Genomic DNA, 13,114 nt, shown 5'->3' with positions numbered 1-13,114 from the left:
GTCCCCGTCCGCGGCCGCGGCCTTGAGCAGCTCCGCGACCTGGTGGTCGAACTCGCGGCGCCGCTCCAGGGCCCAGCGCTCGGTCCGGGTGTTGCCCCGCACCCGCAGCAGCAGCGTCACGTACGGGAGCTCGGCGACCAGGACCTCGACCGTGCGGCGCGTGACGTACTCGACCCGCTCGACCGCCCGGCCGCGTACCGCGCCCGGCTCCTCCAGCACGGCGAAGAGGCCGTCGAGCGCACGGCTGACGGCGCGCTGCAGGAGCTCCTCCTTGCCGGCCACGTGGTGGTAGATGGAGGATTTCGAGATGCCCGCCGCCTTGGACAGGTGCTCCATGGACGTGCCGTCGTAGCCGCGCTCGTTGAAGACCTGGACGGCGACGGACAGCAGGGTCTCGGGGGTGTAGGTGTCCCGCCGGGCCGTCGTCATGCGGTCTCCTCCACGGAGTTCTCGTCGCCCTCTTCGTCACTCTCCGCGTAGCCCAGCCTGAACAGCGCCAGCGAGGGCGCGTAGCGGCCGCCGGGACAGCGCTCGTCGAGGTGGTGCAGCAGGTCGTACGCCCAGTCCCGGCCGAGCCGCTCGTGCCATTCGGACGGGCCCAGCGGGTAGTTGACGCCGAGCCGCATCGCCGTGTCGATGTCCTCGGCGGTGGCCGCGCCGCGGGCGACGGCGTCGGCGGTCAGGTCGATCAGCATCGCGACCGTACGGGCCACGATCATGCCGGGCACGTCGCCGATGACGGAGACCTTCTTGCCGAGCTTCTGGAACAGGCCGACCGCCTCGGAGAGCGTCCGCTCGCTGGTGTCCTCGCCGGCGGAGAGCGCGATCCGGGTGGCGCCGCGGTAGTCGAGCGCGAGGTCGAAGTAGACGACGTCGGCGAACTCGATCGAGGTCTTGCCGTCCGCGAGCACCAGCTGGCCCTCGCCGGGCAGCTGGATGTACGGGCCCCCGTGCTCGGTCTGCGTGACGGCGATCCCGGCCTCCTCCAGCAGCTCGACCAGCCCGGCGGCCGGACCGAGGTCGCCGACCGCGGTGACCTTCTCCGGAGCGGCCTCGGGACCGGCGGTGTGCGGGGCCGGGGCCTCGGCGTCCGGACCGTACGGGAACCAGCCGTGGCCCGACTTGCGGCCCAGCCGGCCCGACTGCACCAGCCGGCGCTGCGCGAGGGACGGGGTGAACTTGGGGCTCCGGAAGAACGACTCCCAGACGGAGCGGGTGACGGCCTCGTTGACGTCCTGCCCGATCAGGTCGGTCAGCTGGAACGGGCCCATCTTGAAGCCGCCGCTCTCGCGGAGCACGGCGTCGATGGTGGCGGGGTCGGCGCCCTGCTCCTCGTGGACCGCGAAGGCCTCGGCGTAGAAGGGGCGGGCGATCCGGTTGACGATGAACCCGGGGGTGTCGGCGCAGCGGACCGGCGTCTTCCCCCAGCCCAGCACGGTGCGGTACGCGCGCTCGGCGGCGGCCGGGTCGGTCGCGAAACCGCTGACCACCTCGACGAGCGGGAGCAGCGGGGCCGGGTTGAAGAAGTGCAGGCCGAGGAAGCGGCCGGGGTGCACGAGGCCGGCGGCGAGCTCGGTGACGGAGAGGGAGGAGGTGTTGGTCGCGAGCAGGGTGTCCGGCGCGACCACGTCCTCGAGCGCTTCGAAGACCGCGCGCTTGACGGCGACGTCCTCGACGACGGCCTCGACGACGAGGGCGGCACCGGCGAGGTCGGCGACGGCGGAGGTCGCACGGATCCGGCCGATCGCGTCCTCGGCCCCGGCGCGGTCGAGGCGGCCCTTCGCGACCATGCGGTCGACGCGGTCCTGCACGATGGCGACGCCGCCGGTGGCCAGGTCGTCGTTGATGTCGTAGATCAGCACCGGGTGACCTGCGAGGAGGGCGACCTGGGCGATGCCCTGCCCCATGGTCCCGGCGCCGACGACCGCCACAGTGCGGGACCGCTCGATTGCTGTCATGTCCTGATCCTCCCGCACCGGGTTGTCCACAGGTCCGCCGGGCCCTCTTGTCCCGACCGATCGTTCGGTTACTCTAACTCCAGTCTGCTCTTCTTCACCCGCCCCTGCCTGATCTCAGTCTGCGACCCAGCCTGATCTTGCCCGGCTCAACGAGGAGTTGGTCCCTGATGGCCGCCGAGCTCACCGTCCCCCAGCTGTCCGACAAGCACAGCTCCACCCTGGAGCAGGCCCTGGCGGCCATCCGCAGCCGCGCCTACTGGTCCCCGCATCCCGAGCACCCCAAGGCCTACGGCGAGACCGCCCCGGCCGACGGGCTCGCCGCGTTCGAGGCCGTCCGCGGCACCCGTTTCGACCTGGGCCAGCCCGGTACGGACGGCTGGACCGGCGCCGAGGTGTCCCCCTTCGGCCCCGAGCTGGGAGTCGAGTACCCGCACGTCGACCCCGACGTGCTGCTGCCCGCGATGAAGGCCGGCATGGGCGCCTGGCGCGACGCCGGGCCCGAGGCCCGCGCCCTGGTCTGCATCGAGATCCTGGCTCGGATCGGCGCGCGGACGCACGAGTTCGCGCACGCGGTCATGCACACCAGCGGCCAGGCCTTCATGATGGCGTTCCAGGCGGGCGGCCCGCACGCACAGGACCGCGGCCTGGAGGCGGTGGCGTACGCGTACGCGGAGCAGACCCGCGTCCCGGCCCGCGCCGACTGGTCGAAGCCGCAGGGCAAGAAGGACCCGCTGGACCTCGGCAAGACCTTCACCGCCGTCCCGCGCGGCATCTCGCTGATGATCGGCTGCAACACCTTCCCGACCTGGAACGGCTACCCGGGCCTGTTCGCCTCGCTGGCCACGGGCAACGCGGTGCTGGTCAAGCCGCACCCGCGCGCCGTGCTCCCGCTGGCGCTCACGGTGAAGGTGGCCCGCGAGGTCCTCGCCGAGGCCGGGTTCGACCCGAACCTGGTGGCGCTGGCCGTCGAGCGGCCGGGCGAGGGCATCGCCAAGTCCCTGGCCGTCCGCCCCGAGATCAAGCTGATCGACTACACCGGCTCCACCGAGTTCGGCGACTGGCTGGAGACCAACGCCCGCCAGGCCCAGGTCTACACGGAGAAGGCCGGCGTCAACACGGTCGTCGTCGACTCCACCGACAACTACAAGGGCATGCTCTCCAACCTGGCGTTCTCGCTGTCCCTCTACAGCGGCCAGATGTGCACCACCCCGCAGAACCTGCTGATCCCGCGGGACGGCATCGAGACGGACGCCGGCCACAAGTCGTACGACGAGGTCGTCGCCGACCTCGCGGCCTCGGTCGGCGGCCTGCTGGGCGACGACGCCCGCGCCAACGCGCTGCTGGGCGCGCTGGTCAACCCGGACGTCAAGGCACGCCTGGAGGCGGCCGCCGCCCTCGGCGAGGTGGCCCTGGCCTCGCGCGAGGTGGCGAACCCGGAGTTCCCGGACGCGGTGGTCCGCACCCCCGTCATGGTCAAGCTGGACGCGGCCAAGCCGGACCCGGAGGCCCCGTACCTCTCCGAGTGCTTCGGCCCGGTCTCCTTCGCGGTGGCCGTGGACTCCACGGCGGACGCGCTGGAACTGCTGCGCCGCACGGTGCGCGAGAAGGGCGCGATGACGGTCGGCGCGTACACGACGTCGGCGGACACCGAGCGGGCCATCGAGGAGGTCTGCCTGGAGGAGTCGGCGCAGCTGTCGCTGAACCTCACGGGCGGGGTGTACGTCAACCAGACCGCGGCGTTCTCGGACTTCCACGGCTCGGGCGGCAACCCGGCGGCCAACGCGGCCCTCTGCGACGGCGCGTTCGTCTCGAACCGCTTCCGCATGGTGGAGATCCGCCGCCAGGCCTAGGGGACAAGCCACCCCCCGGGTCGTCCGTTTCGTGCTAGTCGGCCCGGGGCCCTCCCCAGTGGAAGAGGGTCATGGCCACGCTCGTGGCCAGGTTGTAGCTGGACACCTGCGGCCGCATCGGCAGGGACACCAGGTGGTCGGCCCGGGCGCGCCCCTCGGGTGATATAACCTGCCGCTCCGAGCCGAAGGCCAGCAGGGCGTCGTCCGGGAGGGTGAGGGCGCGGATGTCCTCGCCCTCCGGGTCGAGCGCGTAGAGCGGCCCGGCGGGCAGGGTGTCGAGCTCCACCCGGTCGACGGTGGTGGCGTAGTGCAGCCCGGCCCCGGCCCGGACCACGTTCGGGTGCCAGGGGTCGAGGTCGCCGCGGGTCACCACGCCCGTGGCGCCGAAGCCCGCGGCCAGCCGGACCACGGCCCCGACGTTGCCGAGGTTGCGCGGGTTGTCGAGCACGACGACGGGCGCGGTCCGCGGCCGCCGGTCGAGGCGTGCCCGTCCCGCGGCCCGGTCGGGCCGTACCGCCAGCGCCGCGACCCCGGTGGGGTGGACGCGGGGCAGCAGCGTGCGCAGGTCGGCCTTGCGCACCAGCCGCCCGATCTCGTCCGCGACGTCCGGAGCCAGCTCGTCGGCCAGCGCCCGTACGGCGTCCGGGTCACCGGCGACCGCGTCGCGCACGTCCGCCCCGAAGCGCAGGGCGTGCTTCAGGGCGTGGAACCCGTCGAGGACCACGAGGTCCCCCCGCTCGGCCGCGTCCTGCCACTCCCGCCCGCTCAGCTCACTCATGACCCCGACCCTACGGTCCCCCGGCCTGCACCTTCCCCACCCGGCCGACCGGTTCCCCCGCCACCGGGGCGGGTCTCGCAACGGCAGCCTGCGCGGCCGCCTCGGGCACCGGCGCGGCCGCCCGCACCCGGCCGGCGGCCCGGGCGCCGAGCCAGACCAGGAACCCGGTCGGCAGGAACACCGCGTCGGCGGCGATCATCGCCATGGAGAAGAACGGCAGCCCCAGCAGCACCGCGATCCCCGCGTGCTCCATCATCATCAGCGCCAGCAGCACGTTCTTGACCCGCCGGTTGAACACCGTGAACGGGAACGCGACCTGCACCACCACCGTCCCGTAGGACAGCAGCATCACCAGCGTCCCGCTCCCCGCCAGCACCGCCGACAGGCCCGGCCACGGCGTGAAGTAGTCCAGTCCGAGCGGGTAGTACAGCGCGGTCCCGTCCTGCCACCGCGATCCCTGGATCTTGTACCAGCCGGCCGTCGCGTAGATCAGGCAGACCTCCGCCATGATCACCAGCATGCCCGCGTTGTGCACGAGGTTCGCCAGGACGTCGAGGACCGCCCGCCCCTCGCCCTCCGGCTCGTACCGGTCCACCATCCACCAGACCGCCGACACGACCCACAGCGCCGCGAACGCGGCCAGCCAGCCGTAGCCGAACGACGCGGTCACCGCCCCGTACGCGAACACCGCGCCCAGCACGACCCACAGGACCGGTCCGGCCGCGCCCTCAGAGGCCGACCCCCGCAGCCGTGCGCGGCGCGCGTCCAGCGACCACACCTGCGCACACCGGGTCAGCACCAGGTACATCGCCATCAGGTGGATGACGTTGTCCCCGCCGTCGCCCATGAACACGCTGCGGTTCTGGAGGGACAGCACCCCGATCATGAACACGACGGACGTCGCGCGCGTCCGCCAGCCCAGCACCAGCAGCAGGCTCGACAGCACCGACACCGCGTACACGGTCTCGAACCAGAGCGCGGAGTCGGACCACATCAGCACCGTGAAGGCGTGGTTCGAAGCGATCAGCCGCTCCGCCAGCGCGAAGCTCCAGGGCCCGTCCGGGCCGTACAGCTCACCGCGGTCCGGGAACTCCCGCAGCAGGAAGAGCAGCCAGGTCGCCGAGAAGCCGATCCTGACGACGGCGCTCTGGTACGGGCCCAGCGACCGCCCGCTGACCTGCGCGACCGCCCGGCCGGCGGCGGCGCGCGCCCGCCTCAGAGCGTCCACCACGGCAGCTCCCGGTAGTACGTCCGGGTGTCGGTCTTCTCCTCGCTCCACGGCGGCGCCGGCACCGCCCGCGTCGCCGAGCGCAGCTGGATCCGTACGATCTCGCCCCGCACGTCGTCCTCCGCGAGCCGGTTCAGCGCGATCCGCCGCAGGTACCGCTCCGACAGTTCGCCGCGCTCGCCGATCGGCTTGTTGTCCTCGTCGTGCGAGCCGGTGAAGAAGTCCCAGGCCCGCCGCAGCTCGTTCTGCCGGGTGTGGCTCGGCAGCAGGCCGTGCCGGATCGCCGCGGCGTCCTGCGCGGACAGGTCGCGCCAGCCGACGGAGACCGGCTCGCCGCCGGGGGCGGAGCGGATCTCCGCCCGCACCTCCACCGCGATGTTCTGCTGGAGCGGGTTGGGGGCGAAGAGCTTCCAGTTCTGCTCGAACTCGGGATAGATCCAGTCGTCGACCGTCTGCGCGTGCTGCTTGCTCACCGTGTTGGACGGGGCGACGTGCAGGAAGACCAGCGCCAGGTGTCCGCAGGCGGCGAGGCCGACCGCGGCCAGCGCGAGGGCCGTGACGACGCGGTACGGGGCGGACAGGCCGGCTATTCCGGGAGCCCGCGGGGGCACCGGGCGGGCCGCGGGACCGGCCTGCGGATCGACCGGCGAATCGACCGGCGGATCGACCGGCGGATCGACCGGCGGAACAGCGTCTTCCGCGGGCTCGCGCTCGTTCGAATCCATCCCGCCCCGATCGTCCGGCGTCCACAGGGTTGACCTCAGAGGTTGACACCCTACGGGCCGCCGACCCACCATTGAAGAGTACGAACCGAACGATCGGTCGGTCGGGCGGTCAACAATCTCTGGCAGGGGGCCGGGATGGTGGCAGTGACCCCGGAAACGGGGCAGGACTCAGGCCTCGGGGCTGACCTCGGGGCACAGCTCGCGGCAGCCTTCGACGCCGCCGTGGCGGCCGACGAGCGCGTCGAGCCGCGTGACTGGATGCCCGAGGCGTACCGGGCCTCGCTCGTCCGCCAGATGGCCCAGCACGCCCACTCCGAGATCATCGGCATGCAGCCCGAGGCCAACTGGATCACCCGTGCGCCCTCGCTGCGCCGCAAGGCGATCCTGATGGCCAAGGTGCAGGACGAGGCCGGGCACGGCCTCTACCTGTACAGCGCCGCGGAGACCCTCGGCACCAGCCGCGACGAGCTGCTCGACAAGCTGCACTCCGGCAAGCAGAAGTACTCCTCGATCTTCAACTACCCCACGCTGACCTGGGCCGACGTCGGTGCGATCGGCTGGCTCGTGGACGGCGCGGCGATCACCAACCAGGTGCCGATCTGCCGGTGCTCGTACGGGCCGTACGCCCGCGCGATGGTCCGGATCTGCAAGGAGGAGTCCTTCCACCAGCGCCAGGGCTTCGAGCTCCTCATGGCCCTGTCCAAGGGCACCGAGGCGCAGCACGCGATGGCGCAGGACGCGGTGGACCGCTGGTGGTGGCCCTCGCTGATGATGTTCGGCCCGCCGGACGACGAGTCGGCGCACTCCGCGCAGTCCATGGCGTGGCGGATCAAGCGGCACTCCAACGACGAGCTGCGCCAGCGCTTCGTGGACATCGCCGTCCCGCAGGCCGAGGCGCTGGGCCTGACCCTGCCCGACCCGGACCTGAAGTGGAACGAGGAGCGCGGGCACCACGACTTCGGCGCGATCGACTGGGCCGAGTTCTGGGACGTGCTCAAGGGCAACGGCCCGTGCAACGAACAGCGGATCGGCCAGCGGCGCCGGGCGCACGAGGAAGGCGCCTGGGTCCGCGAGGCGGCCGCGGCGTACGCGCAGAAGCACAGTGCACAGAGCACCGCGAAGAACGAGGAGGCAGGCGTATGACGCAGAACTGGCCACTGTGGGAGGTGTTCGTGCGTTCGCGCCGCGGTCTCTCGCACACGCACGCGGGCAGCCTGCACGCACCCGACGCGGAGATGGCTCTGCGCAATGCCCGCGACCTCTACACCCGGCGCAACGAGGGCATCTCGATCTGGGTGGTCCCCTCCAACGAGATCACCGCGTCCTCCCCGGACGAGCGGGACCCGTTCTTCGCCCCCTCGGCGGACAAGCCGTACCGGCACCCGACCTTCTACGAGATCCCCGAGGGGGTGCACCACCTGTGAACGGCACCGATGTCACGACCTCCGACGTCACGGCTTCCGACGTCACGACCTCCGACGCCACGGCGGCGGCCGCCCTCGCGCTGGGGGACGACGCCCTGATCCTCTCCCACCGCCTCGGCGAGTGGGCGGGCCACGCCCCCGTCCTGGAGGAGGAGGTCGCCCTCGCGAACATCGCGCTCGACCTGCTCGGCCAGGCCCGCCTCCTGCTGTCCATGGCCGGTGACGAGGACGAGCTGGCGTTCCTGCGCGAGGAGCGGTCCTTCCGCAACCTCCAGCTGGTCGAGCAGCCGAACGGGGACTTCGCCCACACCATCGCCCGTCAGCTCTACTTCTCCTTCCACCAGCACGAGCTCTACGCGGAGCTCGCCGCCGGTGACGGCCCGTTCGCCCCGCTGGCGGCCAAGGCCGTCAAGGAGACCGCGTACCACCGCGACCACGCCGAGCAGTGGACGCTGCGGCTCGGCGACGGCACGCAGGAGAGCCGCGCCCGCATGCGGACCGCCCTGGACGCCCTGTGGAAGTACACCGGCGAGATGTTCCAGCCGGTGGACGGGGTCGACGGCGTCGACTGGGCCGCCCTGGAGGAGCGCTGGCTGGCCGCCGTGGGCGCCGTACTGGAGCGGGCCGGGCTCACCCTCCCCGAGGGCCCGCGCACCGGCGCCTGGGCCGCCGGGGCCGGCCGCCAGGGCCTGCACACCGAGTCCTTCGGCAGGATGCTCGCCGAGATGCAGCACCTGCACCGCAGCCATCCGGGGGCGTCATGGTGACGGACGCGCCCCGCGCCACGGCCCCGGCGGGCGACCCCGGGGCCACCGAGGCCATGACCCGCCTGGAGGCGGAGCTGGCCGGGATCGCCGGCTCCGTGCCCGACCCCGAGCTGCCCGTGCTGACCCTCGCCGAGCTCGGCGTGATGCGCGGCGTGCGGATGTACGAGGACGGGCACGTCGAGGTCACCCTGACCCCGACCTACACCGGCTGCCCCGCCATCGAGGCCATGTCCGCCGACATCGAGCGGGCCCTGACCGGCCACGGCATCCCGGACGTGCGGGTGCGCACCGTCCTGGCGCCCGCCTGGTCGACCGACGACATCAGCGCCGAGGGGCGGCGCAAGCTCGCCGAGTTCGGCATCGCCCCGCCGCGCCCGCACGCGGCCGGCGGGCCCGTCCCGGTCGCCCTCTCGGTCCGCTGCCCGAACTGCGGGTCGACCGACACCGAACTGCTCAGCCGGTTCTCCTCCACCGCATGCAAGGCGCTGCGCCGCTGCACCGCCTGCCGTGAACCGTTCGACCACTTCAAGGAGCTGTAGATGGCCGCGTCCACGCCGTCGCCCACGTCGGGCTCCGGGCGCCCCGCGCGCCACGGCGCCTTCCACCCGCTGACGGTGGCGGCGGTCGACCGGCTCACCGACGACTCCGTGGCGCTGACCCTGCGCGTCCCCGAGGAGCTGCGCGGCGAGTACCTGCACGCCCCCGGCCAGCACCTCACGCTGCGCCGGCGCACCCCCGGGGGCGTGGAGGTCCGCCGCACGTACTCGATCTGCTCGCCCGCCCCGGATGCCGCGGGCCCTGGCCCGGCGGCACTGCGGGTCGGTGTGCGGCTGGTGGAGGGCGGCGAGTTCTCCACGTTCGCCCACAAGGAGATCGCCGCCGGGGACGTGCTGGACGTGATGGTCCCGGCCGGGCGGTTCGTCCTGGAGCCGGCCGCCGCCCCGGCCGCCGGGCACTACGCGGCGATCGTCGGCGGCAGCGGCATCACCCCGGTGCTGTCGATCGCCGCGACGCTGCTGGCGGCGCGGCCCGACGCCCGGTTCTGCCTGGTCCGCAGCGACCGTACGGCCGCCTCGACGATGTTCCTGGACGAGGTCGCCGACCTCAAGGACCGCTTCCCTGACCGGTTCCAGCTGGTGACCGTCCTCTCCCGCGAGGAGCAGGAGGCCGGGCTGCCCTCCGGCCGGCTCGACGAGGAGCGGCTGAAGGCCCTGCTGCCCGCGCTGCTGCCCGTCGCGGAGGTGACGGGCTGGTTCCTGTGCGGCCCGTACGGGCTGGTCATGGGCGCGGAGCGGGCCCTCGGCACCCTCGGCGTGGTCCGGACCCGGATCCACGAGGAGGTCTTCCACGTCGAGGACGCGGCTGCCCCGGCCCCGGCCACGGCCCCGTCCCACGTACGGGTCACGGCGCGTCTCGACGGCCGTTCCGGGACCTGGCCCGTCCAGGACGGCGAATCCCTGCTGGACGCCGTGCTGCGCAACCGCGCGGACGCCCCGTACGCCTGCAAGGGCGGGGTCTGCGGCACCTGCCGGGCGTTCCTGGTCACGGGCGAGGTCCGGATGGACCGGAACTTCGCGCTGGAGGCGGAGGAGACGGAGGCCGGGTTCGTGCTGGCCTGCCAGTCGCACGCGGTGACCGAGGAAGTGGAGATCGACTTCGACCGGTGAGGCCGCGCCGGCTCCGGGGCGGGGCGTCCCCGGGGCCGTGCTCCTCCGAGGCTGTGCTTCTTCGGCAACCTGCTCTATCTTGACGCACCGTCAGGTCCGGACCGGGCCTGACGGGATCCGGTGCGCGCGGGAGGACAGGCAGTGGACTTCACCTTCACCGAGGAGCAGCAGGCCGCCGTCGAGGCGGCGAAGGCCGTCTTCGCGGACGTCGCCCCGGACGGCGTCCCCAGCCCGGCCCTGACCCCGGAGGCCGTCGCCGAGGACTTCGACCGGCCGCTGTGGGCCAAGCTCGCCGCGTCCGACCTGCTGGGCCTGGTCCTCGCCGAGGAGCACGGCGGCGCGGGCCTCGACGCGATCGCCCTGTGCCTGGTGCTGCGCGAGGCGGCGAGGGTGCTGGCCCGGGTGCCGCTGCTGGAGCACTGCGCCACCGCCATGGCCGTCCAGGCCCACGGCAGCCCCGAGCTGGCGGCCGCCCTGCTGCCCGGCGCCGGCCGCGGGACGGTCGTCCTGACCGCCGCCGCCCATGGGCGCAGCGGCCACGATCCCGCCGAACTCGCCGTCGCCGCACGGCGCGAGGGCCCGTTCTGGATCCTCGACGGGGTGCAGACGGCCGTCCCGTGGGCCCACGGCGCCGACTGGATCGCCGTACCCGCCCACGCCGGTGAGGGGGAGGCCGTCCTCGCGCTCGTCCCGCGCACCGCCGAGGGCCTCGCGCTGGCCGGCCAGGTCTCCACCAGCGGGGAACGGCTCGCCGAACTCGCCCTGGACGGCGTGCGGGTGCCCGCGGCGCACCTCATCGACACCCCGGGCGCCTGGGAGCGGCTCCACCGGCTCCTCGCCACCGGGACCTGCGCCCTGGCGCTCGGGCTCGGCGAGCAGGTTCTCGCGATGACCGGCCAGTACACCGGCAAGCGCGAGCAGTTCGGCTTCCCGGTGGCCACGTTCCAGGCCGTCGCCGTCCAGGCCGCCGACCGCTACATCGACCTGCGCGCCATGGAGGCCACCCTCTGGCAGGCCGCCTGGCGGCTCGACACGGCGACCGGCGGGGCCGGCGGCCCGCTGCCGGTCGCCGGGGACGTCGCCGTCGCCAAGATCTGGGCCTCGGAGGGGGTGCGCCGGGTCGTGCAGACGGCACAGCACCTGCACGGAGGCTTCGGCGCCGACACCGACTATCCGCTGCACCGCTACCACGCGTGGGCCAAGCAGCTGGAGCTCCAGCTGGGCCCGGCCGCGGCCCACGAGGAGGCGCTGGGCGACCTGCTGGCCGCCCACGCCCTCGCCTGAGCCCGCGGAGCCGGCACCCGGCGCCCGGCACGACCCGGGGAAAAGCCCTAGAGCACGAAGGCCGGGTTCCCGTTGTCGGTCACCATCGGGCGCCCGGCACCGTCCCAGGCCTGCATGCCGCCGTCGATGTTCACGGCGTCGAGGCCCTGGCGCACCAGGTACTGGGTGACCTGTGCGGAGCGCCCGCCGACCCGGCACATCACATGCACGCGGCGGCCGTCCTCGACGGCCTCCGTCAGCTCGCCGAAGCGGGCCACGAAGTCGCTCATCGGGATGTGCAGAGCACCTTCCACGTGGCCGGCAGCCCATTCGTCGTCCTCACGGACGTCGAGGACAAAGCCTTCGGAGGGCACCGCGGCGGCGTCCACCGAGGGAAGCGGTCCGAAGTTCATACGTCGCCTTCTCTCATCGCAGATCTGTTTCCCAACCTATCGGACGGCGCCCGCGGCGCGGCCGAACCGGATCACCGAGCGGTGAGGTCCGCCAGCTCCGCCTCGCGCTTCGCGACATCCGCGAGCAGCTGCTCCGCGATCTCCTCCAGCAGCCGGTCCGGGTCTTCGGGCGCCATCCGCAGCATCGATCCGATCGCGCCGTCCTCCAGCTCCCGGGCCAGCACCGACAGCAGTTCCTTGCGCCGTGCCAGCCACTCCAGCCGGGCGTAGAGCTCCTCGCTCTCGTTCAGCTGCCGCACGGCCTCCGGTACGGGACCCGCCGCCCACTCGTCGGCCAGCTCGCGCAGCAGCTGCTCGTCGCCCCGCCCGTAGGCCGCGTTGACCCGCGCGATGAACGCGTCCCGGCGCTCCCGCTCGGCATCGTCCCGGGCGAGGTCCGGGTGGGCCCGGCGGACCAGCTCGCGGTAGAGGCGGCGGACCTCCTCCGTCGGCCGCACCCGCTGCGGGGGCTGCACGGGGCGGTCGGTGAGCATCGCGGACGCGTCGTCGGAGATGCCCTCCGCGTCCATCCAGTCGTGGAACAGCTCGTCCACCCCGGGCATCGGCATCACCAGCGAGCGGGCGTCCCGGGCCCGGCGCAGGTCCTCGGCATCGCCGCTGCGCGCCGCCTTCGCCTCGGCGATCAGCGCGTCCAGCTCGTCGAGCCGCGAGTACATCGGGCCGAGCTTCTGGTGGTGCAGCCGGGAGAAGTTCTCGACTTCCACCCGGAAGGTCTCCACCGCGATCTCGAACTCGATCAGCGCCTGCTCGGCGGCCCGTACGGCCCGCTCCAGGCGCGCCTCGGGACGCTCGTCGCCCGTCTCTTCAGTCTGCTGCTCGCTCACCCGGCCACCCTAAGGCCGGTGGGCCCGGATCGACGTTTCACCGGGGGAACCTCCCGGCGGTGGCCGGGGGAGGAACATCGGCCCGGGACCGTGTCCGCTCAGACCCCGGCCTCATAAACCGCCCTCAGACAACGGCCTCAGACCCCGGCCACAGACC

General features: G+C 73.1%; 14 protein-coding genes. 7 read left to right on the top strand and 7 right to left on the bottom strand.

Going from position 1 to position 13,114, the window contains the following annotated elements; all coding sequences use genetic code 11:
• Together ACFXA3_RS17850 and ACFXA3_RS17845 are read right to left on the bottom strand one after the other, a co-directional pair.
• Positions 1–429 (bottom strand): TetR/AcrR family transcriptional regulator (locus ACFXA3_RS17850; RefSeq protein WP_385187784.1); only part of this gene is annotated, 429 nt, incomplete at its 3' end.
• On the bottom strand, positions 426–1,958 hold the full coding sequence (locus tag ACFXA3_RS17845) for a 3-hydroxyacyl-CoA dehydrogenase (protein WP_385187782.1): 1,533 nt from the start codon (positions 1,956–1,958) through the stop codon (positions 426–428). The genes ACFXA3_RS17845 and ACFXA3_RS17850, both read right to left, overlap by 4 nt.
• Positions 1,959–2,125: 167 nt before the next feature.
• On the opposite strand from ACFXA3_RS17845, the gene paaN reads away from it, so the two are divergent.
• Positions 2,126–3,808 (top strand): phenylacetic acid degradation protein PaaN, encoded by a 1,683-nt coding sequence (paaN, locus tag ACFXA3_RS17840; RefSeq protein ID WP_385187780.1) that lies wholly within the window; start codon positions 2,126–2,128, stop codon positions 3,806–3,808.
• 34 nt (positions 3,809–3,842) lie between these two features.
• Here paaN and ACFXA3_RS17835 read toward each other — a convergent pair whose 3' ends face one another.
• The 3 genes from ACFXA3_RS17835 to ACFXA3_RS17825 are packed head-to-tail and all read right to left on the bottom strand — an operon-like array spanning position 3,843 to position 6,539.
• Complete coding sequence (locus tag ACFXA3_RS17835) at positions 3,843–4,586, bottom strand: TrmH family RNA methyltransferase (RefSeq protein WP_385187778.1); 744 nt, start codon at positions 4,584–4,586, stop codon at positions 3,843–3,845.
• Between the two features lie 10 nt (positions 4,587–4,596).
• Positions 4,597–5,817 (bottom strand): HTTM domain-containing protein, encoded by a 1,221-nt coding sequence (locus ACFXA3_RS17830; protein ID WP_385187776.1) that lies wholly within the window; start codon positions 5,815–5,817, stop codon positions 4,597–4,599.
• On the bottom strand, positions 5,802–6,539 hold the full coding sequence (locus ACFXA3_RS17825) for a DUF5819 family protein (RefSeq protein WP_385187774.1): 738 nt from the start codon (positions 6,537–6,539) through the stop codon (positions 5,802–5,804). Before ACFXA3_RS17825 ends, ACFXA3_RS17830 begins: the two co-directional genes overlap by 16 nt.
• 135 nt (positions 6,540–6,674) lie before the next feature.
• On the opposite strand from ACFXA3_RS17825, the gene paaA reads away from it, so the two are divergent.
• The 6 genes from paaA to ACFXA3_RS17795 all read left to right on the top strand — a co-directional run bounded on the left by paaA (position 6,675) and on the right by ACFXA3_RS17795 (position 11,681).
• Complete coding sequence (gene paaA, locus ACFXA3_RS17820; RefSeq protein ID WP_385187772.1) at positions 6,675–7,682, top strand: 1,2-phenylacetyl-CoA epoxidase subunit PaaA; 1,008 nt, start codon at positions 6,675–6,677, stop codon at positions 7,680–7,682.
• A complete protein-coding gene (gene paaB / locus ACFXA3_RS17815) occupies positions 7,679–7,963 on the top strand; it encodes a 1,2-phenylacetyl-CoA epoxidase subunit PaaB (protein WP_385187770.1) in 285 nt (94 codons plus the stop codon). Before paaA ends, paaB begins: the two co-directional genes overlap by 4 nt.
• Positions 7,960–8,730 carry a 1,2-phenylacetyl-CoA epoxidase subunit PaaC gene (gene paaC, locus ACFXA3_RS17810; RefSeq protein ID WP_385187769.1) on the top strand — a complete coding sequence of 257 codons (771 nt, stop codon included), beginning with the start codon at positions 7,960–7,962 and terminating at the stop codon, positions 8,728–8,730. Before paaB ends, paaC begins: the two co-directional genes overlap by 4 nt.
• Before the next feature lie 53 nt (positions 8,731–8,783).
• On the top strand, positions 8,784–9,269 hold the full coding sequence (paaD, locus tag ACFXA3_RS17805; RefSeq protein ID WP_385187786.1) for a 1,2-phenylacetyl-CoA epoxidase subunit PaaD: 486 nt from the start codon (positions 8,784–8,786) through the stop codon (positions 9,267–9,269).
• Positions 9,270–10,397 carry a 2Fe-2S iron-sulfur cluster-binding protein gene (locus ACFXA3_RS17800; RefSeq protein WP_385187767.1) on the top strand — a complete coding sequence of 376 codons (1,128 nt, stop codon included), beginning with the start codon at positions 9,270–9,272 and terminating at the stop codon, positions 10,395–10,397.
• 141 nt (positions 10,398–10,538) lie between these two features.
• The gene (locus tag ACFXA3_RS17795) at positions 10,539–11,681 is read left to right on the top strand and encodes an acyl-CoA dehydrogenase family protein (protein WP_385187765.1); all 1,143 of its coding nucleotides are present in this window, start codon (positions 10,539–10,541) and stop codon (positions 11,679–11,681) included.
• A 47-nt stretch (positions 11,682–11,728) separates the two neighbouring features.
• Here ACFXA3_RS17795 and ACFXA3_RS17790 read toward each other — a convergent pair whose 3' ends face one another.
• Positions 11,729–12,073 carry a rhodanese-like domain-containing protein gene (locus tag ACFXA3_RS17790; RefSeq protein WP_385187763.1) on the bottom strand — a complete coding sequence of 115 codons (345 nt, stop codon included), beginning with the start codon at positions 12,071–12,073 and terminating at the stop codon, positions 11,729–11,731.
• A 71-nt stretch (positions 12,074–12,144) separates the two neighbouring features.
• Positions 12,145–12,957 carry a J domain-containing protein gene (locus ACFXA3_RS17785; RefSeq protein ID WP_385187762.1) on the bottom strand — a complete coding sequence of 271 codons (813 nt, stop codon included), beginning with the start codon at positions 12,955–12,957 and terminating at the stop codon, positions 12,145–12,147.
• Between the last annotated feature and the right edge of the window lie 157 nt (positions 12,958–13,114).

The organism is Streptomyces sp. NPDC059456, assembly GCF_042750055.1.
Lineage (GTDB): Bacteria > Actinomycetota > Actinomycetes > Streptomycetales > Streptomycetaceae > Streptomyces.
This window is presented reverse-complemented; position numbering and strand designations above follow the sequence as displayed.